The organism is Mycobacterium innocens, from assembly GCF_900566055.1.
In the GTDB taxonomy this organism is placed as follows: Bacteria; Actinomycetota; Actinomycetes; order Mycobacteriales; family Mycobacteriaceae; genus Mycobacterium; species Mycobacterium innocens.
In genome coordinates this window covers 159,357-178,408 of sequence record NZ_UPHQ01000006.1, presented here as the reverse complement: position 1 = coordinate 178,408, position 19,052 = coordinate 159,357, and the positions used below count along the sequence as shown (strand labels likewise).

Below are 19,052 nucleotides of genomic sequence, written 5' to 3'. Positions count from 1 at the left end.
GTTACGCTCAGGCCGCCTTCCCCGCCGCCGCCGGCGGCGCGGGCGGTGCCAGGGGGCTGATCGGCACCGGCGGCGGCGGGGAAGGCGGCCTGAGCGTAACGGGGGCAGCCGGCTCGGGCGGTCATGGCGGCACCGGCGGCCTGTTGTACGGCAACGGCGGCGGCGGCGGCAACGCCGGCATCGGCCTCATCGGAGCTGCCGGCGGCGACGGCGGCAGCGCGGCGCTCATCGGCAACGGCGGTAGCGGCGGAACCGGGTCGATCGGCAAGCCCGGCGGCAACGGCGGCCGCGGCGGTCTGCTGTTCGGGGCGCCCGGCGCCCACGGCGGTCTGCTGTTCGGGGCGCCCGGCCGCCGCGGCGGTCTGCTGTTCGGGGCGCCCGGCGCCCGCGGCTAAAGCGGCGCTCAGTCGCTGGCCGGCAGCGGCTTGACCTCTTTGAGGTGCAGCTTGGTGTCACCGACGCTCAGTGACCCGGCGCCCGGTTTGGTCACCAGCACCTCGGCCCCGTTGTCGTCGACGTAGCGCTTGCCCATCACCGAGCCGTCGGCGAACGCCGGGTCGAGCTGGCCGGACCGCTCGGCGCCGATCGCCACCATCGGTACGCCACCGCAGCGCAGGTCGTCCAGGCTGTCCGCACTTCTGACGACGATGACCTGGGTGTCACACACCTGGCTGGCGAGACGGGTTCCGTTCTTGATCATGATGTCGTTCCTGCCAGTTCTTCGATGATCTGCCGGCGAAGTACCTTGCCGGTGGCGGTGGTTGGCAACTCGTCGCGAAACACTACCCGGTCCGGGGTACGTGACCCGCGCAAACTGCTCCGCACATGGTCGCGCAATTCCTCCGGGTCCGGGTCGGCGCCGGCCGACGGCACCACCACCGCGACGATCGCCTGGCCCCAGTGCGGGTCCTCGACACCGACCACGGCGACGTCACGGACCTGCGGGTGCTCGATCAGCACCTCCTCCAGTTCGGCGGGAGCGATGTTCTCACCGCCGCGGATGATGGTGTCGTCGCTGCGGCCGCCGATGAACAGGTAACCGTCGTCGTCGAGCGCCGCGATGTCCTTCGTGGGAAACCAGCCGTTGTCGTCGAGCACCGAACCGATTCCGGTGTAACGCCCGGACACCTGCTCGCCGCGAACAAACAACTCGCCGCTTTCGCCGGGTCCCAGCACGGTGCCGTCCTCGCCGCGGATCTGCACCTCGATGCCGGGCACCGGCCGGCCGACCGATCCCAACCGCCGGGCGACGGCCTGAGCCGAGGACGACTGCGCGGTGCGGTGGTCATCGGGGGTCAGGACCGCGATCGTCGAGCTGGTCTCGGTCAGGCCGTAGGCGTTGACGAAGCCGACATCCGGCAGCAGTTCCAGGGCACGGCGGACCAGCGGCAGGCCCACCCTCGAGCCGCCGTAGGCCAGGTTGCGTAAGGTGGGCAGCTTGTGTTCGCCGGTCTCGAGCACCGAGACGATCCGGTCCAGCATGGTCGGCACCACGGTGGCGGTGGTGACCTGCTCCGCGTTGACCAGCCGCACCCATTCGTGCGCGTCAAAGTCGGTCAGATACACCATCTTTCGGCCGGCGTACAGGTTTGACAGCGCCGCCCCGACCCCGGCGATGTGGTAGGGCGGCACGCAGATCAGTGCGGCATCTCCGGTGTCGGCCGAGTCGAATTCGACTGTCCCGGTGACGTAGCTGGTGAGGTTGTTGTGGGTGAGTTCGACGGCCTTGGGCTGCGACGTGGTTCCCGAGGTGAACAGCACGATCGCCACCGCGTCGGGGTCGGGAAATTCCGACACCGGATCGGCGCTGCCGGCCTGCGTCAGGAATTCGTCCGAGCTCATCGACGGTGCATCGCCGAGCATCCCCCGGTAGCGGTCGTCGGCGACCACCAGGGGTTCGGGCAGCCGGTGGATCAGCGCCTGGATGCCGTCGGCGGACAGCCGATAGTTGATCGGGGTGAAGGGTAGCCCGGCGCGCGCCGAGGCGAAGATCAGCAGCGGCAGCATCGCCCCGCCGGTGCCGACGTACACCACATGCCGGGTATTCGACGCCGCGAGCACCCCGGCGCCGCCGTCGGCGAGATCGCTGAGCTGCTGAGTCGTCAGCCCCAGGTCTCCCGAGACGACAGCCGTGCGGTCAGGGTTGCTCGACGCAGCCATCTCGAGCAGCAGCGAAACGCTCATCGGCGACCCTTCTCCGCTCCCCCAGACCTTTACACATCTAGCTTTTAGTGTAACCCCATGAGCGTCGGGGCTGGAGGACGGCGACCGCGACCGCGCAAACCAGGTCGCGGGCTTGTGAAAGGCCTAGCGCCAGGCCGAGATTCGCGGAATCCAACCGGGAACGTTGCGGCGGTACTCGACGTATTCGGAGCCGTAGCGCTGTCGCAGATGCGGCTCTTCCCAGAATCGGATGGTGACCACCTGGACCGCCCAGAAGGTGGCAAACCGCAGCAGCAACCAGCCCGACGCGGCCACGGCCGCCGCACCGAGCAGGATGCTCAGCACGCCGCTGATCATCGGGTTGTGCACATGCCGATACGGGCCCCGTACCACCAGCTGCACCGGTTCTCCGAGCGTGTTGCCCACCCCGAGGGTGCCGTGGCCCACCCGGTCGAACAGCGCCACCGTCGAGACCAACAGGCCGATGCCGACGGCGATCAACAGGGCGCCGACCGTCGCCAGCCCGGCTGCCACCGGCGAATGGAGATCCGGCGCCCGTACCCCCGATGCGACCACGATCAGCGCCGGTATCACCAGGCTCATGGTCACCGGAGCGATCAGGAACGAGATCAGGTGCCGCCACCAGAGTTTTCTCTGGTGCGTAGTCGTCACTATACTTCAACCTCCGTTCAAGAATGGGCGTACGCCTCGGCGTGGCGATCATCAACGGGTGTTGAAGTATGCTCACCGGCATGACAGAAGCCCGGCGCAGCGGCCGGTGGCGCACCGGTCAGCAGAACAAGCAGCGCATCATTGCCGCCGCCCGCGAACGTTTCATGCGCGACGGCTACGAGCGGGCCACCGTTCGGGCGATAGCCGGCGACGCCGGGGTGGACGTCGCGATGGTCTATTACTTCTTCGGCAACAAGGAGGGGCTGTTCACCGCGTCGGCGCTGACCGGTCCTGAGCAGCCACTGCATCAGTTGGCCACGCTGCTGGACGAGGGGATCGATGAGATCGGCCCGCGGCTGGTCCGCCGTTTTCTCGAGCACTGGGACGAAGGTGCGGAGTTCGAGCCACTGCTGACGCTATGGCGTTCAGCCGCGATCCAGCCGCAGGCGCGAAAGATCTTGCACGACAGCCTCTCCGGCCCGATCGCCGAGCGGCTCGCGGCCGAGTTCGGAGTCACCGATGCGCAGTTGCGGGCCGAGCTGGTGGCCAGTCATCTGGCGGGATTGGCGTTCGCGCGGTACCAGCTGAAGATCGAACCGATCGCGTCGACCGGCGTCGAGGAACTGGTCGCCTGGCTGGGACCGACCGTGCAGCGCTACCTGACCGATGCGGCCCCGTAACTACCGCGAGCAGACGCAAAATCGCCCGACACGCCGAGCGTGCGGGTGATTTTGCGTCTGCTCGCGGGCTTAGGTGCCGGTCCAGCGCGGCGGGCGCTTCTCGGCGAACGCGATCGCGCCTTCCCTGGCGTCGTTGGACATGAACACCGGACCGAAGATCTTCACCTGCTCGGCGAACCGGCTTTCCAGGCTCCAGCCACGTGATTCGGTGATGATCCGCTTGGTGGCGGCCACCGCCAGCGGCCCGTTGGCGGTGATCTTTTCGGCCAGCGCAATAGCTGCCTCGAGCGCCTTGCCCGGCTCGGCCAAGATGTTGACCAGACCCAGCTCGTGGGCGCGTTCGGCGGGCAGGTTGTCACCGGTGAGCGCCAGCTCCATGGCGATCGCGTACGGAATGCGCTCGGGCAGCCGCAGCAGTCCCCCACCGCCGGCGACCAGGCCACGTTTGACCTCCGGAATGCCGAACGCCGAATCCCGGGCTGCCACAATCAGATCGGTGGCCAGTGCCAACTCGGTACCGCCGGCCAACGCGTAGCCTTCCACCGCCGCGATCAGCGGCTTGGCGGGTGGACGTTCGGTGAACCCCAGGCCGCGGCCTGCGACGACGACGTTCTCGCCGCGGGCGAAGGCCTTGAGATCCATTCCCGCGCAGAACGAACCGCCCGCGCCGGTGAGGATGCCCACCGAGAGGCCCGCGTCGGAATCGAGGCGGTCCATCGCGTCGGCCAGACCCCGGCTGACCGCGGCGTTGACCGCGTTCTTGGCCTTCGGCCGGTTGATTGTGATGATCAGGATCCGATCACGCTGTTCGACAAGAACTTCGGGTTCGTTGGTGCCGGATTCTTCGCTCACAGTGGTTAGCCGCTCCTTCTGATGTGGATCAGGCTGTGGCCGTCACGCTTGCGCCAGCGCCAGCTCGACGACCGTCAACTCTTCGGAAAGACCAGCAGCCCTTCGTATTTCAATGAAATCGGCGATCATGGCCTCGGTCACCTCGTGCGGGTCCCTGAGGGTGGCGCCGTCGGTCAGCACCGAGATGTTGAGCTGGTCGACATAGCTCCACACGGTAATGTTCAGGCCGCTGCCCGCGGCCAACGGGCCCACCGAATAGATCTCGGTCACCTGTGCACCGCCCACCCGGCCGCGTTCGCGCGGCCCGGGAACGTTCGAGATGTTCAGGTTGAGCATCTTGTTCTGGCCATCGCGGCCGGACATCCACCGGAACATCGCCTCGGCACCGGCCGGTGGGAAGTAGGCCGCCCAGCGGCTGATCAGTTCCGGTCCCAGCAGCTGGTGACTTTCCTTGGCCGACAATGCGTTCTCGCGACAGCCCTGCACCCTTTCCAGCGGGTCGTCGCAGTCGGCCGGCAGCGCCACCAGCATTCCGCTGAAGTGGTTCCCCGAGATCCGCTCCGGTGAGAAGTCGTAGCTGACCGGGACGGAGGCGAGCAACGGTTCGGCCGTGCCGTCGTAGCGCAGCAACAGGCTGCGCAGCGCTCCGGTGGACATGGCCAGCACCATGTCGTTGATCGTCGCCCCGAGCCTTTTCCCCGTCTCCTTGACATCGACCAGCGCCAGGGTGGCGGTGGCGAACCTGCGCTCCGGGGTGATCTTGTGGTTCATGAAGGTCGGCGGCGGGGTGAACGGCCGGGTCAACTCGGGAGAGAGCTTGCGCGCGCTGCGCCGCACCCGGGCCAGACCCTGCGCGGTGTAGCGCATTGTCGCGGGGACCCGCCCCAGGTGGCGCAGGTGGTCGACGAACGCCGAACTCATCAGCTCCCGCTTGCTCGGGGCCGGGTCCGACACGTACGGGTTGCCTTCCGGTCCCGGCAGCAGATCCATGCCGCGTGCCATCAGGTTGGCCGAGGCGACCCCGTCGGCCAGCGCGTGGTGAATCTTGGCGACCACCGCCACCCGGTGATTGGCAAGGCCCTCAACGAAATACATCTCCCACAGCGGGTATTTGCGGTCCAGCGGGGTGCTGGCGATCTGGCCGATCGCCTCGTCCAATTCGCGCCGGCCGCCCGGCGGCGGCAGCCTCCAGGGCCGGATGTGGTAGCTGAGATCGACCTCGCAGTGCTCACGCCACATCGGATGGTGGAACTTGAGCGGGATGTCGATCAGTTGATAGCCCAGCGGCTCCAGCTTGCCCATGCGCCCGCCGATGACCTCGCGAAACGCGTCGATACCGAACTGGCGGCTGTCCGGGTCCAGCTCGATCACCGCGACCTTGATGGTGTGCATGTGCACATTCGGTGTTTCGCTGTAGAGCAGTACCGCGTCCCAGCCGCTGAGCCGTTTCACCGCAGCCCCCTGGTCATAGCGCGACTTTACAACCGGCGCAATCGGCCGGTGCCTAGATGACCTCTTTTGCGAACTGATTCCGGGTGCGGTGAACGTGGTTGAGGAACAGCGAGATCGCGTGGGTGGTCGGGCCGGTGCGAGCGCCGTCGAGCAGGTCGAAGCCGTGGCCGGCCCCGGGCAACTCCACGTAGGCCACCAGCGACCGCGACGCCGCACGTAGCCGCTCGACGAAGCTGCGGGCCTGCGCCACCGGAATCACCCCGTCGCGGCTGCCGTGAATGACCAGGAACGGCGGCGCATTGGTGTGCACCCGGGCTATCGGCGATGCAGCCAGGTATACGTGCGGGTGGCGGGCGATTCTGCGCTTGACCACGACCCGCTCCAAGAAGTCGACGAACCGCACCCGCTCCGGGGTGGAACGGTCCTGCCAGTCGTAGCGGCCGTAGATCCCGACCGCGGCGTCGACCGAGGTGTCGGAGCCGTCCGGCAACTCGCCCTGGTAGTCGGGGTCGTTGGCGGTGAGCCCGGCCAATGCGGACAGGTGGCCGCCGGCCGAGCAGCCCGCTATCGCGATGAAGTCACGGTCGCCGCCGAATTTGTCCACGTTGGCCCGCGCCCAGGCGATGGCGGCCTTGACGTCTTGGATGTGGCGCGGCCAGCGGTGGTGCGGCGCGACGCGGTAGTCGATCGATAGGCACACCCAGCCCTGCTCCGCCATGCGCGACAGCAGCGCATACCCCTGCATGGTGCGGCTGCCGTGTATCCAGGCGCCGCCCGGGACGAACAGCAGCACCGGCGCGGGATGGCTGGGCAGCTCCTTGCGGCGCCACACGTCGAGCAACTGCGCCGGGCTGTCGCCGTAATGGACGCCACGGCGGTGCAGGTAGCGGCGGTGCCGCAGGACTTCGCAGACCGGTGGGGTGCGCTGCGGCGCCGGCCATTCGAGGTCCAGGTCGGCGGCCGCCACGATGCCGCGCAGCGCCGCGGCCGAAACCTCGTTCGTGCTGGCGCGGTCGCGACGGCGGAGGCCGCTGGTTCCCGGGGTGAGCCAGTCCCTGGCCCTGGTGGACACGAATTCCGGTGCATGCCGGGCACCCCAGACGCTCATCGCGGTGACACTGCCCAGCGGCTCGAGGTGCTTGCCGACCACCGGGAGTGAAGCCCCGGCGACGCTCAATGCCAGCAGATAGTCGCCCGGACGGGCCCGCAGCAACCATTTGACCTGGGACATCATTGTCGGGCCGCTCGCCGTCATGGAGGGAGCGTACCCCGCCGGGTTCGCGCTAACCACGATCACATTGCGGTGGTTCGCTGCCGCGCTGTGGGCTGCCGGCGCCCCGTCGACGCCCAACGGCGCGCCGGGCAGCGTAAACGACGGCGCTGACGGCGAACATCGCCGCGGTCAGCGACAGCCATCTGCCCAGAAACGGCTGCTGAGTCTGTCCGGTCGCCGCCAGGTAGGTCGGTGCACCCTGTTCGATGATGCCCGGCAGGAAGATCAGCAGGGTCAGCCCGGCTCCCAGCGCCGGGACGCGAATGTGGTTGCGCGCGCTGATCTCTGGGATTTCTGGCTGAGAGCGGCCCCGCCGACGCCCAGGCGCCGCCAGGACGCGGTCGGCCAGCGCGTAGAGCGGGAAGAGCAGCAGGTCGTGTCCGATCACGGCGGCGGCGAACCAGACCGCGATCGACTGCCACCAGGTGCCGGGGTTCCACAGCGTGGCGGGCGTGAAGGTGGCCAGGAGGTAGCCGAGCAGCGCGAAGCCGGACAGCATCGTCAGCAGGTGCAGTGGACGAGCGCCGTAGTAGTGGACGAACCGCTTTGTCGCTCTTAGCATTTCAGCTCGGCTCGAATTCGATGGCGGCGACCCATTTGGTGTTGTGCACACCCGGCAGCGCGGGAACGATGATGCGGGCCGGGTAGCCGTGGTCAAGGGGTAGGTCGTTGCCGTTGACCCGCAGTGCAAGTAGCGCATCGGGATCGTTGATCTGATTGGCCTGCAGGCGCGCCGTGCCGAATGCGCCGCCGCGCTGCAGCGATACCACTCGCGCCGAGCGTGGTGCCGGTACCCCGGCCATTCGGGCCAGGTCGGCCAGCCGGACCCCGGTCCAGGTCTGCACGGTCGACCAGCCTTCCACGCAGGCTATCGGCAGCCTGGCGACGCGCTGCGGCAGTCCGGCCAGGGCGGCCCGATCCAGTACCACCTCCGCCGGACCGCCGCGCAGCGCCAGCCGCCACTTCTCGCCGACGCTGTCGGGTGTGATCGCGGCGGCTGCGGCGGTCTTGTTGACCGGGAAATCTCGACCTCGTCCGCGTGGCAAGAGCAGTGCCACGCGGCGCGCCGGCCCGCCGAGGGTCTGGCCGACGGTCAGCACCGCGATCAGCAGTACACCGGAGCCCACCAGTGCCAGAGCGCCGCGCCTGCTCACCGTCGGCTCCGCCGGGTCGGCGGCCACCAGCCCATCGGGATCCGGCGCTTCGGGCCGGGTGTCGGTCACGTTGGTGCGCAACACTTCTCGCATCGACAGCGACCGCAGCCCGGTGATCATGCGCGGAATCTTGAGCGCGATATGCATCAGGAAGCCGGCGATGAAGACCCACGCCCCGAAATAGTGCCCGGTGTAGAAGCTGAACCCGAAGATGTAGTCGTACTGGATGTTGAGCACCCCGGTGACGATCTCGAACAACACCCCACCGACCAGCATCAACAACGACGCCCGCTCCAGCAGCTGGGCGATCGACCGCGCGGGCGGCCAGACGAACAGTTTCGGGATCACTGACCACAGCTTGGCCAACACCACCGGGATGATCAGCAGACCCAGCCCCACATGGACACCCTGGGTCAGCCGGTACAGCCACGACGAACGGGTGGGCCAGGCGAATGCGGGCAGCCGCAGCCAGCCGACGTCGCCGGGGATCGCCTGACCCAACTGCGGTGCATAGGCGCTATAGGACAGCAGCCCGGTGATGACCACGATGGGCAACGTCACCAACAGCACCAGTCCGAACACCGATGTCAGCCACGGGCCGCGCAGCGGGCTCCGAAAGCGGTTCAGCCGGTGCGCACCCGGCGGTGGATGACGCTCCAGAGTGCGCCACAGGCCGGCGGGAAAGCCGTGGGCTGAGTCTTGTCGTCGCTCCGGGACACCTACTGGGCCGCCAGGCTGGCGATCACCCGCCTGCTGATCCGCGGCAGGTCCGGCTGCGCCGCCAGTGTCGCGGCGCTGTTTACGCCAACCCATGCCCGTCGAATCCACGGCCCGACCTCCCGCGCTGACTCTAGGCGAACCCGGCGTGCGCGGACACCAATGGCGCGCGCATCCAACTCGGCCACAGGACACCCGCCGCGGCACAGTAACTCGGCAGCCCGGGCCAGACTCCGCGGTGGGTCCCTTATGCCCAATGCCCGGCGGCGGTGACACAAACTCCGCCGCCACATCGTGCGCCCGCGTCCGGACACATACTGGGTGGGTGCGCGCCAACGTTGACGTCGTCCATCCGGATCTGCGCCGAACCGCCCGCTTCGCACCACGAAGGCTGGTCGGTCCCCGGACACTGCCGGCAATCCGGGCGCTGATCGCCCTGACCAGCCGCGGGACGCCCAGCGATGTCGAGGTGATCACGCTGGGCTCGGGTGCCGGCGTACGGCTCTACCGGGGCACCGGCGTTGCCGAGCCGACACCGGCCCTGCTGTGGATTCACGGTGGCGGATATGTGCTGGGCAAGGCCGCTCAGGATGACTGGCTGTGCCGCCAGTTCGCCCGGACACTGGGCATCACCGTCGCCTCGGTGGAATACCAGCTGGCACCCGAGCACCCCTACCCCGCGCCGCTGGAAGACTGCTACTCGGCGCTGCGCTGGCTGGCCGCGCTGCCCGCGGTGGACCCGGGCCGGATCGCTGTCGGCGGCGCCAGCGCGGGCGGCGGTCTTGCCGCGGCGCTGGCCCTGCTGGCGCGCGACCGCGGCGAAATCGCGCCGGCATTTCAGCTGCTGACCTACCCGATGCTCGATGACCGCAGTTCTGCGACCGCCGCCAACCCGCGCTATCGGATATGGGATACCCGCGCTAACCGGTTCGGCTGGGCGGCGTATCTCGGCGATGCGGATCCCCGGGTGGCGGTCCCGGGCAGACGTGCGGACCTGCGCGGCCTGGCGCCGGCGTGGATCGGCGTCGGCACCCATGACCTGTTTCACGACGAGGATCTCGACTATGCCCGACGGTTGGAAGCCGCCGGGGTGCCCTGTCAGGTCGAGCTGGTGCCGGGCGCGTTCCACGGCTTCGACCTGGTAGCACCGAAGGCCCAAGTGTCACAACGATTCTTCGCGACGCAGTGCGATGTGCTGCGGGCGGCGGTGACGCCGGCGGGTTGATTTCCGCCGAACGTAACGCCACGGCAAAATTCGGGCCCCGGACTTTCGCCCTGGCGTTACGCTCGCGGGCAATCCGGGCCGCTGGTATAGGCGATCTCGCCGCCGATGATGGTTGCGGTCACCAGGCCGGCGTCCAGCTGAGCCAACGCCGTCGCGGGCGGCTGCGACAGCACGCACAGGTCCCCCGGTTGCCCCGCCGCAACCGTGCGCGCCCGCCCCGGCTCATCCGGGTGGCCCAGAAACATTGTCAAAGCTGTTCGCGCCGCGACGCATTCATCGGGATTGAGCATCGCCCCGCCGGATGTGGCGCGATGCACCGCGGCGCACATGGCCGCCCACGGGTCGCCGTGACCGAACGGCATATCGGTCGACAATGCCACCGGCACTTGTGCGTCCACCAACGACGCGACTCGCCAGAGCAGATGATGCTCGACGGCCGGGACCTCGGCAAGGTACTGATCACCGCGCTCGGCAACGAAATTGGGCTGAGTCACCACGGTCACCCCGAGATCGCACAGGTCGGCCAGGTTATCGTCGGGCACCACGGCGGCGTGCTCGATCCGATCGAGCGGATGGCTGCCGGCGGCGCGCAGCGCCGCGATGGTCACCACCAGCTGAGCCGCGGTCACGCAGTGCACCGCCACCGGGCGGCCGGCGTGGTGGCAGCCGGCGATCCAGGTCGTCAGGGCGTCCAGATCCAGCCGGTCGTCGTGCAGGATCTTCTTGCCCGGCGCCAGAAACCGTACTCGCGGCCGGAATTCGCCGCGGCGATGCGCCGTCAGCAACGAGTCCATGTCGTCGGCACCGAGATCCGGGGTGGCGTCGGTGACTCCGGTGACGCCCATCGAGGTGAGCCGGTCGCTTAGTCGCACAAGGTCGGTTTCGCGCCGTGGCAACCCATCCGGCCAACCGGAATCGGCGCTGGGCAGCCGACCATCGGGGTGCCCGGCCAGGCCGATGCGGGCCAGTGCCGCGGAGTTGAGGATCCACAGGGCGCCACTGCGATGCTGGATGCGCAGTGGAATATCGGGCACCAGTGCATCGAGCACGTCGCGGTCCAACCGCCCGGCGACGGACTCGTGGTAGCCGATCGCGCGGATCCACCCGTCGGAGCTCGGCCCGGCCATCGAAAGCGCCTGTACCAGAAGCTCTTTGGTGAGAATGGCGGGTGGTCCGACGAGCAGCGAATCCAGGGCCGCGGCCGCCGAGCGCAGGTGCATATGGTGGTCGTGCAGGCCGGGCAGCACCGCACCGCCGGCTGCGTCGAGAACCCGTTCACCCGGCGCCGCCACCAGGCCGTCACCGACCTCGTCGATCAAGGCGCCCACCCGGATGTCGGCTCTCGTCCCGTCGAGCAAGGTGGCCCGCCGAATCAGCATGGCAGCGCGCGTCGTTGCCCGACGAGGCGGCGCACGGCGTCGTTGTCGGCACCGAGGTCGGCGGCAGCCCCGCACGGCGGCGGCGGCGACGGTGGCAGCGCCGGGTATGTCGATACCGATGCCGTCAGTGGTTGTGCGGCGTAGCTGGCGGCAACGGCTGCCAGGGATACGTCGATGAGTTCGCCGCCGCCGCGCCCCAGCGATTCGGTGATCGCCTGGCTTGCCTCGATGCCGGCCAGCGGGTCGGCGATGGCGTCGCCGCAGAACACCGGCCCGTCGGCAGCGGATCCGACGAGTCCACCGGCCACCGCGGCATCGTCACCGAACGCCGGCCGTCCGGACTGTTCGCCATAGCCGTTGATGCGCAACCAGATTCGCCCGGGCCGCGGCGCAACGCGGTCGGGCCCGAGCCGTCGTCGCGCCAACGCAGCGGGCCGCGAACCCTCGATCACGATGTCCGCGACGGTCAACAGCTGCCGCAGCTCTTCGGCCTGTTCGTCGAAATCGAGGCAGTACGAGAGCTTTTCACCGTTGATCCAGTCGAAGAAGGAGCGGTCGCCGGCTCGGGTGCCGTCGGGGCGGCGCGGGCTTTCGATTTTCACGACGGTCGCGCCCGCTCGGGCCAGCAGGTGCCCGCAGAGCGGACCGGCCCACATCGACGACAGGTCGGCGACGAGCAGACCGGCCGGTCCGCGCACCGCTCCGCGCGGCCCCACGCGACGAATCCGCGGCGGTGCGGCCGTTGCCTCACCCAGTGTCGCGGCGGGGATGTCGACGAGCTGGGTCCGCTCGACGACCGTGGACACGCACGACGTCGCGGCCCACCGCTGGATGGCGGGCCAGGGGTCGTCGGGCAGCCGATCGACCTGCAGCAGCGCGGGAACGGCGGCGACGTCGTCGGGGCGCGACAAAGTGATCGCGAGCCAGCCGTCGGCGGCCGCGAGCAACCGGGTGGCTCCGCCGGCCGACACCCGGCCCCGGCGGGTCAGTCCCAGCAATCCGGCCCGTCCGGTCAGCAGCGTGGCCGCATCGGCGGCGATCGTCTCGGCGCGGCTCAACACGTTGGCGCGGGAGAAGTCGGGCGGCCCGCCGGGCAGACCGGTCAGGTAGGCCAGCCCGGTACTCCCCCATCTGGCCAGGGTGCAGCTCACCCGGCCGAGCGTAATGCTCCCGTAGCGGTTCAGAACTGCCGCGCGGTGAACCGCCAGTCCAGCACCTGCCGGTCCGGCTCGGCCGCGGTGCCGACGGCGTAGACCAGCGACCGCAGTCCCAGCACGCCGCCGTTCCCGGTGGGCTGGGCGGACTCGACGTGCAGCTCGCTGTAGAGGGTGTCGCCCTCGCGCACCGGCCCGGTGTGGTCGCAGTGTTCCCAGCCCAGCACCGTCACCAGGTTCGGCAACAATCGGCAGGCCTGCGCGAACGCCAGCCCGATGGTGTGCCCGCCGTAGACCAGACGCTGCCCGCCGACGCGCGAATCATGGTGTGTCGCCGCAATATTCAGGGTGAGCCGGGCCAGCTCGGGGGCGCTGCTGACCAGGTCAGCGGTGCTGTGCAGGACCGAGCCGGCAATGCCGGCGTCGAAGTGCGGACCGGGCACCTCAGCGCGGAACACCTCGGCGTCCCAGCCGCTCGCGGGGTCGACGGCCGGTCCGGTCACGCCGGCGCCGATGGCGGATAAGTCATCTCCGGGGGCCTCGGGCCGGTCGGGCCGCCAATCCGGGCTCGCGGGCAGCATGGCGCACCGGTAGAAGTCGAGCACCAACCGGTCGGCCTGGTCGACGGTCGTCATCCGCAGCGCCGCCAGTCCGGTTGGGGCACGGCCCGGTTTGGCCGCATTGGCGCGCAACCCGACCACTTCGGTGCGGGTGTAGACGGTGTCGCCGATCACCGGAAATCGGTGGAACGTCAGGCCTCGGTAGAACAGGTTGGCTTTGACCCGCTGAGTCACCAGGGTCGACTGCCCGATCGCCACGTCGCAGACCAGGCCCGGGTGCGCCAGCGGTGCGGGTGCGCCGATCACCGCCGCGCACAGCTCTGCGTCCAGGGCCAGCCGCAGCCGGTCGCCCACGATCGCCTGATGGGCCGCGGCCAGCCCCGACGATAGCGTCATCGCCGGTGCCCAGTCGAATGTCTGGCCTACCGAGAGGTCGTCGAAGAAGGGGCCGCCCTGGCGGGTGTCCGCGTATGTCACAACGCCACATGCTGGCAGCCGGTCGAAGCGAGGGTCAATATGGCACGGGTGAGCAATGAGCTGAATCACGAAGAAACGATGCTGGTCGACACCGTACGGGCCTTCATCGACCGCGACGTGAAACCGAGCGTCCGCGAGGTGGAGCACGCCAACGCCTACCCCGAGGCGTGGATCGAGCAGATGAAGCGGATCGGCATCTTCGGGCTGGCCGTCCCCGAAGAGTACGGCGGGTCGCCGGTGTCGATGCCGTGCTATGTGCAGGTCACCCAGGAGCTGGCCCGCGGCTGGATGAGCCTGGCCGGGGCGATGGGCGGGCACACCGTGGTGGCCAAGCTGCTGACGCTGTTCGGCACCGAAGAGCAGAAGACGGCGTATCTGCCGCCGATGGCCAGCGGCGAGCTGCGGGCCACCATGGCGCTCACCGAGCCCGGCGGCGGCTCCGACCTGCAGAACATGTCGACCACCGCGCTGCCGGATCCCGCCCGGGGCTCCGGCGGCTTGCGGATCAACGGCGCCAAGACCTGGATCACCAACGCGCGCCGCTCCGGGCTGATCGCGTTGCTGTGCAAGACCGATCCCAATGCCCTACCGCGCCATAAGGGAATCTCGATCGTGCTGGTCGAGCCCGGACCGGGCCTGACGGTGTCGCGGGACCTGCCCAAGCTGGGCTACAAGGGCGTCGAGTCTTGCGAGTTGTCCTTCGACGACTACCGGGTGCCGGTGTCGGCAGTCTTGGGAAACCTTATGGGGGACGGCTTTTCGCAGATGATGAAGGGCCTAGAAACAGGCCGCATCCAAGTAGCGGCCCGTGCCCTGGGGGTGGCAACCGCGGCACTGGAAGACGCGCTCGCCTATGCCCAGCAGCGGGAGAGCTTCGGTCAGCCGATTTGGAAGCATCAGGCCGTCGGCAACTATCTGGCCGACATGGCAACCAAACTCACCGCCGCACGCCAACTGACCCGCTACGCCGCCGAGCGCTACGACAGCGGCCAGCGCTGCGACATGGAGGCAGGGATGGCCAAGCTGTTCGCCTCCGAGGTGGCGATGGAGATCGCGTTGAACGCGGTGCGCATTCACGGCGGCTACGGCTACTCAACCGAATACGACGTCGAACGCTATTTCCGCGATGCGCCCCTGATGATCGTCGGTGAAGGCACCAACGAGATCCAGCGCAATGTGATCGCCGGACAACTGGTGGCCCGGGGCGGTATCTAGCCGAAATGTCGGCGGCCGGTGCTGTATATTTGCCTGACTTCGCCCAGGGAAGCCAAGGGTAGGCACCAAAGGAGGGCAGCCATGAGTTATCCGCCCGGGCCGTACGGAGGTTCCCCGGAGTGGCCGGGCCAGCAGCCGGGCTGGCAGGGTCAACAGCCGCAACCCGGTTGGCCGGCCCCGCAACCCGGCTACGCACCAGAGCCGGACAACTACCTCGTCTGGGCGATTCTGGCGACGATCCTGTGCTGCCTCCCGTTCGGGATCGTGTCGATCGTGTACTCCACCAAGGTCTCCGGGCTGTGGGCCCAAGGCCGCTACGCCGAGGCGCAGGCCGCAGCCGCCAACGCCAAGAAGTGGGCCATCATCAGTGCGATCGCCGGGGCGGTCATTGGTGTGATCGTCGGGGTGATTTACGTGATCCTGATTGCGCTGGCCGTGTCGGTCGATCACAACATGCCCTCCACTATCACCACGTATTCCGGCTACTGATCGGGGCGTTCCAACGTTGCGCGCCAGCAGGTCTGCGCCTAGCCGGCGGCCGCCCAGATGGCGTCCACCAGGCCCCAGGCCAGCGCGGTCTCGGCGTCGATAGTTCGGCCGGAGAGCACCAGATATGCCGTGCGCCAGCGTCCGATCCGTCGGGTGATGCTGACGGTGCCACCGGCGCCGGGGATCAGCCCGAGGCTCAGTTCGGGCAGCCCGAACACCGAATCGGGCTGGGCCACAACCCATCCGCACAACGCCGCCATCTCCAGCCCGCTGCCGAGCACCCGCCCGTGGACCTCGGCCCGGCACGACCGGCCAAGCCTGGCTCTGAGTTCGTCGAGCACCAGCGCCGGACTATGCCGGGTGCGGGCAAAGTGCGCGCTTACCGGATCGGCAAAAGTGCCGAACTCGGCAAGGTCTCCACCACTGCAAAACGATGGGCCGTTGCCGCTCAACACGATTCCGGTGACCGACGGGTCCAGCTGGGCGACGGTCAACGCCTCCAGCAGCGCGGCGCGCACATCGGTGGAAAACGCATTGTGTCGTTGCGGCCGGTTGAACCGGATCCGCAGGGTGTCCTCGTCGCGTCCCACGAGCACCGCGTCGGCCGTGCCCGGAACGGCGGCCGGGCCGCGATCGTCGAGCCAGCGCGCGAACTCCGGTCCGGCCTGCAGGGTCGAATAGGCCAGTGATTCGGTGACCACCCCGGCCAGCGTCGCACCGGCGGGATCCACAGCACGCAGCACGTCGTCGCACATGGCGCTGGCCTGCGGCCAACGTCGGCAGCGCCGCGTCACGTCGGCCAACGCCTCGGGCACCGACGCCACGGTGACCACCCGGCGATCGCCACATGGCTCGTCAGTCAGCGTGAAAGTCGCTGTCTCCAGCCAGAATTCATCCGTAGGCGGGCCGTGAGCGACGATCACGCCCGGTGGCGAGGCAACACCGGCGTCCCGCTCATCCGCGGGTTTCGACAGGTCGACTACACGCAGCATCGGTCAGGCCGAATACTTCTCGATCAGCCCGTCCTTGTAGAGCTTGCCAGTGTCGGTGCGCGGCAACTGCGCCTCGAAAGCGATGGCCTTGGGACATTTGAAGTGCGACAGGCGATCCCGCAACCACGCCAGCAGTTCAGCAGCGAATTCCTCGGTGGCGTCCGCCGGGTCGACGGTCTGCACCGCCGCCATCACCCGCTGTCCCATCTCGCCGTCGGGAACACCGAAAACCGCGGCGTCGAGCACTTTCGGGTGCGTCACCAATACGTTTTCGGTTTCCTGCGGGTAGATGTTGACACCGCCGGAGATGATCATGTGATGGCGCCGGTCGGTCAGATACAGGTAGCCCTCGTCGTCGAGATAGCCGATGTCGCCCACCGTCACCCAACCGTGCTTGTCGCGCGACGCAGCGGTTTTCGACGGATCGTTGAGGTATTCGAAGGAGAACCCACCCTCGAAATAGATCTCACCCGGCTGGCCCGCCGGGAGCTCGTTGCCGTCGGGGTCCAGGATATGAACCGCGCCTTGCATCGGCTTGCCGACCGAACCGGGGTGCGCCAGCCAATCCTCGGCGGTGATCAGCGTGGATCCGATGGCTTCGGAGGACGCGTAGTACTCGTCGACGATCGGTCCCCACCAGTCCATCATCTGCTTCTTGATCTCGACCGGACACGGCGCCGCGGCGTGCATCACCCGCTTCAGGCTGGATATGTCGTACGAATTACGCACCGAATCAGGCAGTTTCAGCATCCTGGTGAACATCGCCGGTACGAACTGGCCGTGCGTCACCCGGTAGCGCTGGATGGCGTCGAGCGCCGACTCGGGATCGAACTTTTCCATCACCACGGTGGTGATACCGCCGGCCTGGGCGCTCATCGACCACACCGACGGTGCGGTGTGGTAGAGCGGTGCCGGGCTCAGGTACACCGAATCGCGGTCCATCCAGTAATCGATCAGCACCGACATCATCCCGGGCGCCTGATCCGGAGGGACATGCGGTAATTCGCGTTTGATTCCCTTGGGCCGGCCGGTGGTTCCCGAAGAGTACTGCAGCAGGTCGCCTTCCAGTTCGTCGTCGATCGGTGTGCCGGGTTGGCCGGCAACGCATTCCGGGTATCGCTCCCAGCCCGCCAGGTTGCCGTCGGCGATCATCAGCAGCTCCGGCAGGCCTCCGGGAAGGTGGCCGGACAGACCAGCGCAGGTCTCGCGCAGCGCCGCGGACCCGACGATCGCGCTGGCGCTGCTGTTGTCGACGATGTAGGCCGCCTCGGCCGGGGCCAGGTGGGTGTTGATCGGCACGTAGTACAAGCCGCTGCGGCGGGCCGCCCACATGACCGCGTGGATGTGCTCGTTGTTCTCCATCAGAATGGCGACGACGTCGCCTTCCCGCAGCCCCGCCTGACGGAATCGGTGCGCCAGTCGATTGGCTCGGGCTTCCAGCTCCGCGAAGGTGACGACGGTCCCGGACGGATGCAGGATGACTGCCGGTTTGTTGGCGCTTTGCGCATCGCCGAGGTGCTGGCGGATCTGCATGAGCCGACTGTACGTCGCATCCCGGTTACTGGAGCAATGGGGCGCGGTCCCCCGGTGCCGGCCGCCTGAGCGCTGTCCAGCGATCATCGATGTCGACTAACCGACTCTACCGATCCGGCCCGAAGCCCTGAGTCAACTGAATGGCCGTGCGGTGCTGGGTATCTCAGCGTCGCGCTCGACGCAACGGGCGAACGTCGTCGCTGAGCAATGCCGCAGGAAAGGCCAGCGTCTTCGGCGGCCAACTGGGCCGCGATCTGAACGTGATGCTGAACGCCCGAAGCGGCCTCGCGAACTGCCGGAACCAACTCGCGCGCAGCGACATCGGCGGCCGCTGTTGCGGCCCGATGCGGCAGCGCTCAACGGGCGACTAGCGAGCGCAGCTGCTTACCCAATACCACTGCCGCTGAGGGGTTTCCGGGACAACGGTGACCTCGATACCCGATCGTCGCCGCAGCTCGCGTTGCAGCCTGTCGCGAAGCGTGGAATTCGCGGCGAGGCATCCGCGGCAGGCTCCTGACATCCGCACCGTCACGTTGAGGCCGACAACGGAAACCAGTTCAATCGACCCGCCGTGCGAACTGGCAAGCGCCCCGATCGGACCGGCGAGCAGTTCCTGCGCGAGCGTCGTCAACTGAGCCTCGGAGTTCATTGACTGCTCGACCCGCCAACCGGCCGGGTCCACCAGCGCGTCGGTGAGCGCCGTACGAATATCGTCTCCCAACTCGCGCCAGCTACGGGTTGTGCCGACGGTGATCAAGATATCGGTGGCGCGCACGACGATCTCGGTGATCAGTCCACTCTTCAGTAGCGCGCCCAGCCTGCCCGGTGCGTGCTGGACAATGCCGAGGGGTGGCAGCCGGTCCGGCGCGGCCACCCATCGCAGTTGCCGCGGATTGCCGGTGGCAGTGGCGTGCAGGGGGATCCATCCGCAGTGCGCGGGCACATCGGGGAACCACGCCGAATGCCGAGCGCCAGATCCACCGGGCCTGCGGGGACGTCCGTGCCGCACTTCTCCAGGCACTTGAATTACTGTCCGTGGCGACGGCCCCCGTCCTGGCCGCGATG

General features: G+C 68.3%; 19 protein-coding genes. 5 read left to right on the top strand and 14 right to left on the bottom strand.

What is annotated here, in order from left to right:
* Positions 1–395, top strand: a 395-nt coding sequence (locus tag EET03_RS29990) for a PGRS repeat-containing protein (protein ID WP_341868749.1), incomplete at its 5' end; no start/stop codon positions are given.
* 8 nt (positions 396–403) lie between these two features.
* On the opposite strand, the gene EET03_RS01135 is transcribed toward EET03_RS29990, so the two are convergent.
* From EET03_RS01135 to EET03_RS01125, 3 genes are all read right to left on the bottom strand, one after another.
* The gene (locus tag EET03_RS01135; protein ID WP_063473114.1) at positions 404–700 is read right to left on the bottom strand and encodes a hypothetical protein; all 297 of its coding nucleotides are present in this window, start codon (positions 698–700) and stop codon (positions 404–406) included.
* Positions 697–2,184, bottom strand: coding sequence for a class I adenylate-forming enzyme family protein (locus EET03_RS01130; protein ID WP_075542150.1), 1,488 nt, complete (start codon positions 2,182–2,184; stop codon positions 697–699). The genes EET03_RS01135 and EET03_RS01130 overlap by 4 nt, the downstream gene beginning before the upstream one ends.
* A 123-nt stretch (positions 2,185–2,307) precedes the next feature.
* Positions 2,308–2,835, bottom strand: a complete 528-nt coding sequence (locus EET03_RS01125) for a methyltransferase family protein (protein WP_208648968.1) — start codon at positions 2,833–2,835, stop codon at positions 2,308–2,310.
* Between the two features lie 80 nt (positions 2,836–2,915).
* On the opposite strand from EET03_RS01125, the gene EET03_RS01120 reads away from it, so the two are divergent.
* Positions 2,916–3,515, top strand: coding sequence for a TetR/AcrR family transcriptional regulator (locus EET03_RS01120; protein ID WP_063473117.1), 600 nt, complete (start codon positions 2,916–2,918; stop codon positions 3,513–3,515).
* Positions 3,516–3,584: 69 nt separating this feature from the next.
* Here EET03_RS01120 and EET03_RS01115 read toward each other — a convergent pair whose 3' ends face one another.
* The 5 genes from EET03_RS01115 to EET03_RS01095 are packed head-to-tail and all read right to left on the bottom strand — an operon-like array spanning position 3,585 to position 9,074.
* On the bottom strand, positions 3,585–4,367 hold the full coding sequence (locus EET03_RS01115; RefSeq protein WP_075542148.1) for a crotonase/enoyl-CoA hydratase family protein: 783 nt from the start codon (positions 4,365–4,367) through the stop codon (positions 3,585–3,587).
* Positions 4,368–4,409: 42 nt separating this feature from the next.
* The gene (locus EET03_RS01110; protein ID WP_075542147.1) at positions 4,410–5,819 is read right to left on the bottom strand and encodes a WS/DGAT/MGAT family O-acyltransferase; all 1,410 of its coding nucleotides are present in this window, start codon (positions 5,817–5,819) and stop codon (positions 4,410–4,412) included.
* A 52-nt stretch (positions 5,820–5,871) separates the two neighbouring features.
* Complete coding sequence (locus EET03_RS01105) at positions 5,872–7,074, bottom strand: alpha/beta hydrolase (protein WP_075542146.1); 1,203 nt, start codon at positions 7,072–7,074, stop codon at positions 5,872–5,874.
* A gap of 28 nt (positions 7,075–7,102) precedes the next feature.
* Positions 7,103–7,654 (bottom strand): hypothetical protein, encoded by a 552-nt coding sequence (locus EET03_RS01100; RefSeq protein WP_075542145.1) that lies wholly within the window; start codon positions 7,652–7,654, stop codon positions 7,103–7,105.
* 1 nt (position 7,655) lies between these two features.
* Positions 7,656–9,074 (bottom strand): molybdopterin-dependent oxidoreductase, encoded by a 1,419-nt coding sequence (locus EET03_RS01095; protein WP_244232191.1) that lies wholly within the window; start codon positions 9,072–9,074, stop codon positions 7,656–7,658.
* A gap of 214 nt (positions 9,075–9,288) precedes the next feature.
* Between EET03_RS01095 and EET03_RS01085 the strand changes: the two genes are divergently transcribed.
* On the top strand, positions 9,289–10,188 hold the full coding sequence (locus EET03_RS01085; RefSeq protein WP_075542144.1) for an alpha/beta hydrolase: 900 nt from the start codon (positions 9,289–9,291) through the stop codon (positions 10,186–10,188).
* A gap of 56 nt (positions 10,189–10,244) precedes the next feature.
* On the opposite strand, the gene EET03_RS01080 is transcribed toward EET03_RS01085, so the two are convergent.
* From EET03_RS01080 to EET03_RS01070, 3 genes are read right to left on the bottom strand one after another with little or no spacing between them, the layout of a single operon-like run.
* The gene (locus tag EET03_RS01080; protein WP_099193895.1) at positions 10,245–11,567 is read right to left on the bottom strand and encodes an amidohydrolase family protein; all 1,323 of its coding nucleotides are present in this window, start codon (positions 11,565–11,567) and stop codon (positions 10,245–10,247) included.
* On the bottom strand, positions 11,561–12,718 hold the full coding sequence (locus EET03_RS01075; protein ID WP_099193894.1) for a CoA transferase: 1,158 nt from the start codon (positions 12,716–12,718) through the stop codon (positions 11,561–11,563). The genes EET03_RS01080 and EET03_RS01075 overlap by 7 nt, the downstream gene beginning before the upstream one ends.
* 29 nt (positions 12,719–12,747) lie before the next feature.
* Positions 12,748–13,758: a MaoC family dehydratase gene (locus tag EET03_RS01070; protein WP_075542141.1), complete on the bottom strand. Its 1,011-nt coding sequence runs from the start codon at positions 13,756–13,758 to the stop codon at positions 12,748–12,750.
* Between the two features lie 78 nt (positions 13,759–13,836).
* On the opposite strand from EET03_RS01070, the gene EET03_RS01065 reads away from it, so the two are divergent.
* Complete coding sequence (locus EET03_RS01065) at positions 13,837–14,973, top strand: acyl-CoA dehydrogenase family protein (RefSeq protein WP_425271488.1); 1,137 nt, start codon at positions 13,837–13,839, stop codon at positions 14,971–14,973.
* Positions 14,974–15,054: 81 nt separating this feature from the next.
* The gene (locus tag EET03_RS01060; RefSeq protein ID WP_075542139.1) at positions 15,055–15,462 is read left to right on the top strand and encodes a CD225/dispanin family protein; all 408 of its coding nucleotides are present in this window, start codon (positions 15,055–15,057) and stop codon (positions 15,460–15,462) included.
* Between the two features lie 38 nt (positions 15,463–15,500).
* Here the strand turns inward: EET03_RS01060 and EET03_RS01055 are convergent, their stop codons facing one another.
* The 3 genes from EET03_RS01055 to EET03_RS01040 all read right to left on the bottom strand — a co-directional run bounded on the left by EET03_RS01055 (position 15,501) and on the right by EET03_RS01040 (position 19,008).
* Positions 15,501–16,454 carry an enoyl-CoA hydratase/isomerase family protein gene (locus EET03_RS01055; RefSeq protein ID WP_075542138.1) on the bottom strand — a complete coding sequence of 318 codons (954 nt, stop codon included), beginning with the start codon at positions 16,452–16,454 and terminating at the stop codon, positions 15,501–15,503.
* Positions 16,455–16,457: 3 nt separating this feature from the next.
* Positions 16,458–17,987: a fatty-acid--CoA ligase FadD4 gene (gene fadD4 / locus EET03_RS01050; RefSeq protein ID WP_075542137.1), complete on the bottom strand. Its 1,530-nt coding sequence runs from the start codon at positions 17,985–17,987 to the stop codon at positions 16,458–16,460.
* Between the two features lie 367 nt (positions 17,988–18,354).
* Positions 18,355–19,008, bottom strand: coding sequence for a NifU family protein (locus EET03_RS01040; protein WP_244232190.1), 654 nt, complete (start codon positions 19,006–19,008; stop codon positions 18,355–18,357).
* Between the last annotated feature and the right edge of the window lie 44 nt (positions 19,009–19,052).

What these genes read in the sequence shown, in the direction of transcription:
- EET03_RS01065 (WP_425271488.1), top strand. Translation starts at nt 13,837, where the DNA reads ATGCTGGTCGACACCGTACGGGCCTTCATCGACCGCGACGTGAAACCG.
- EET03_RS01120 (WP_063473117.1), top strand. Translation starts at nt 2,916, where the DNA reads ATGACAGAAGCCCGGCGCAGCGGCCGGTGGCGCACCGGTCAGCAGAAC.
- EET03_RS01055 (WP_075542138.1), bottom strand. Translation starts at nt 16,454, where the DNA reads ATGCTGCGTGTAGTCGACCTGTCGAAACCCGCGGATGAGCGGGACGCC.
- EET03_RS01060 (WP_075542139.1), top strand. Translation starts at nt 15,055, where the DNA reads ATGAGTTATCCGCCCGGGCCGTACGGAGGTTCCCCGGAGTGGCCGGGC.
- EET03_RS01100 (WP_075542145.1), bottom strand. Translation starts at nt 7,654, where the DNA reads ATGCTAAGAGCGACAAAGCGGTTCGTCCACTACTACGGCGCTCGTCCA.
- EET03_RS01105 (WP_075542146.1), bottom strand. Translation starts at nt 7,074, where the DNA reads ATGACGGCGAGCGGCCCGACAATGATGTCCCAGGTCAAATGGTTGCTG.
- fadD4 (WP_075542137.1), bottom strand. Translation starts at nt 17,987, where the DNA reads ATGCAGATCCGCCAGCACCTCGGCGATGCGCAAAGCGCCAACAAACCG.
- EET03_RS01130 (WP_075542150.1), bottom strand. Translation starts at nt 2,184, where the DNA reads ATGAGCGTTTCGCTGCTGCTCGAGATGGCTGCGTCGAGCAACCCTGAC.
- EET03_RS01135 (WP_063473114.1), bottom strand. Translation starts at nt 700, where the DNA reads ATGATCAAGAACGGAACCCGTCTCGCCAGCCAGGTGTGTGACACCCAG.
- EET03_RS01080 (WP_099193895.1), bottom strand. Translation starts at nt 11,567, where the DNA reads ATGCTGATTCGGCGGGCCACCTTGCTCGACGGGACGAGAGCCGACATC.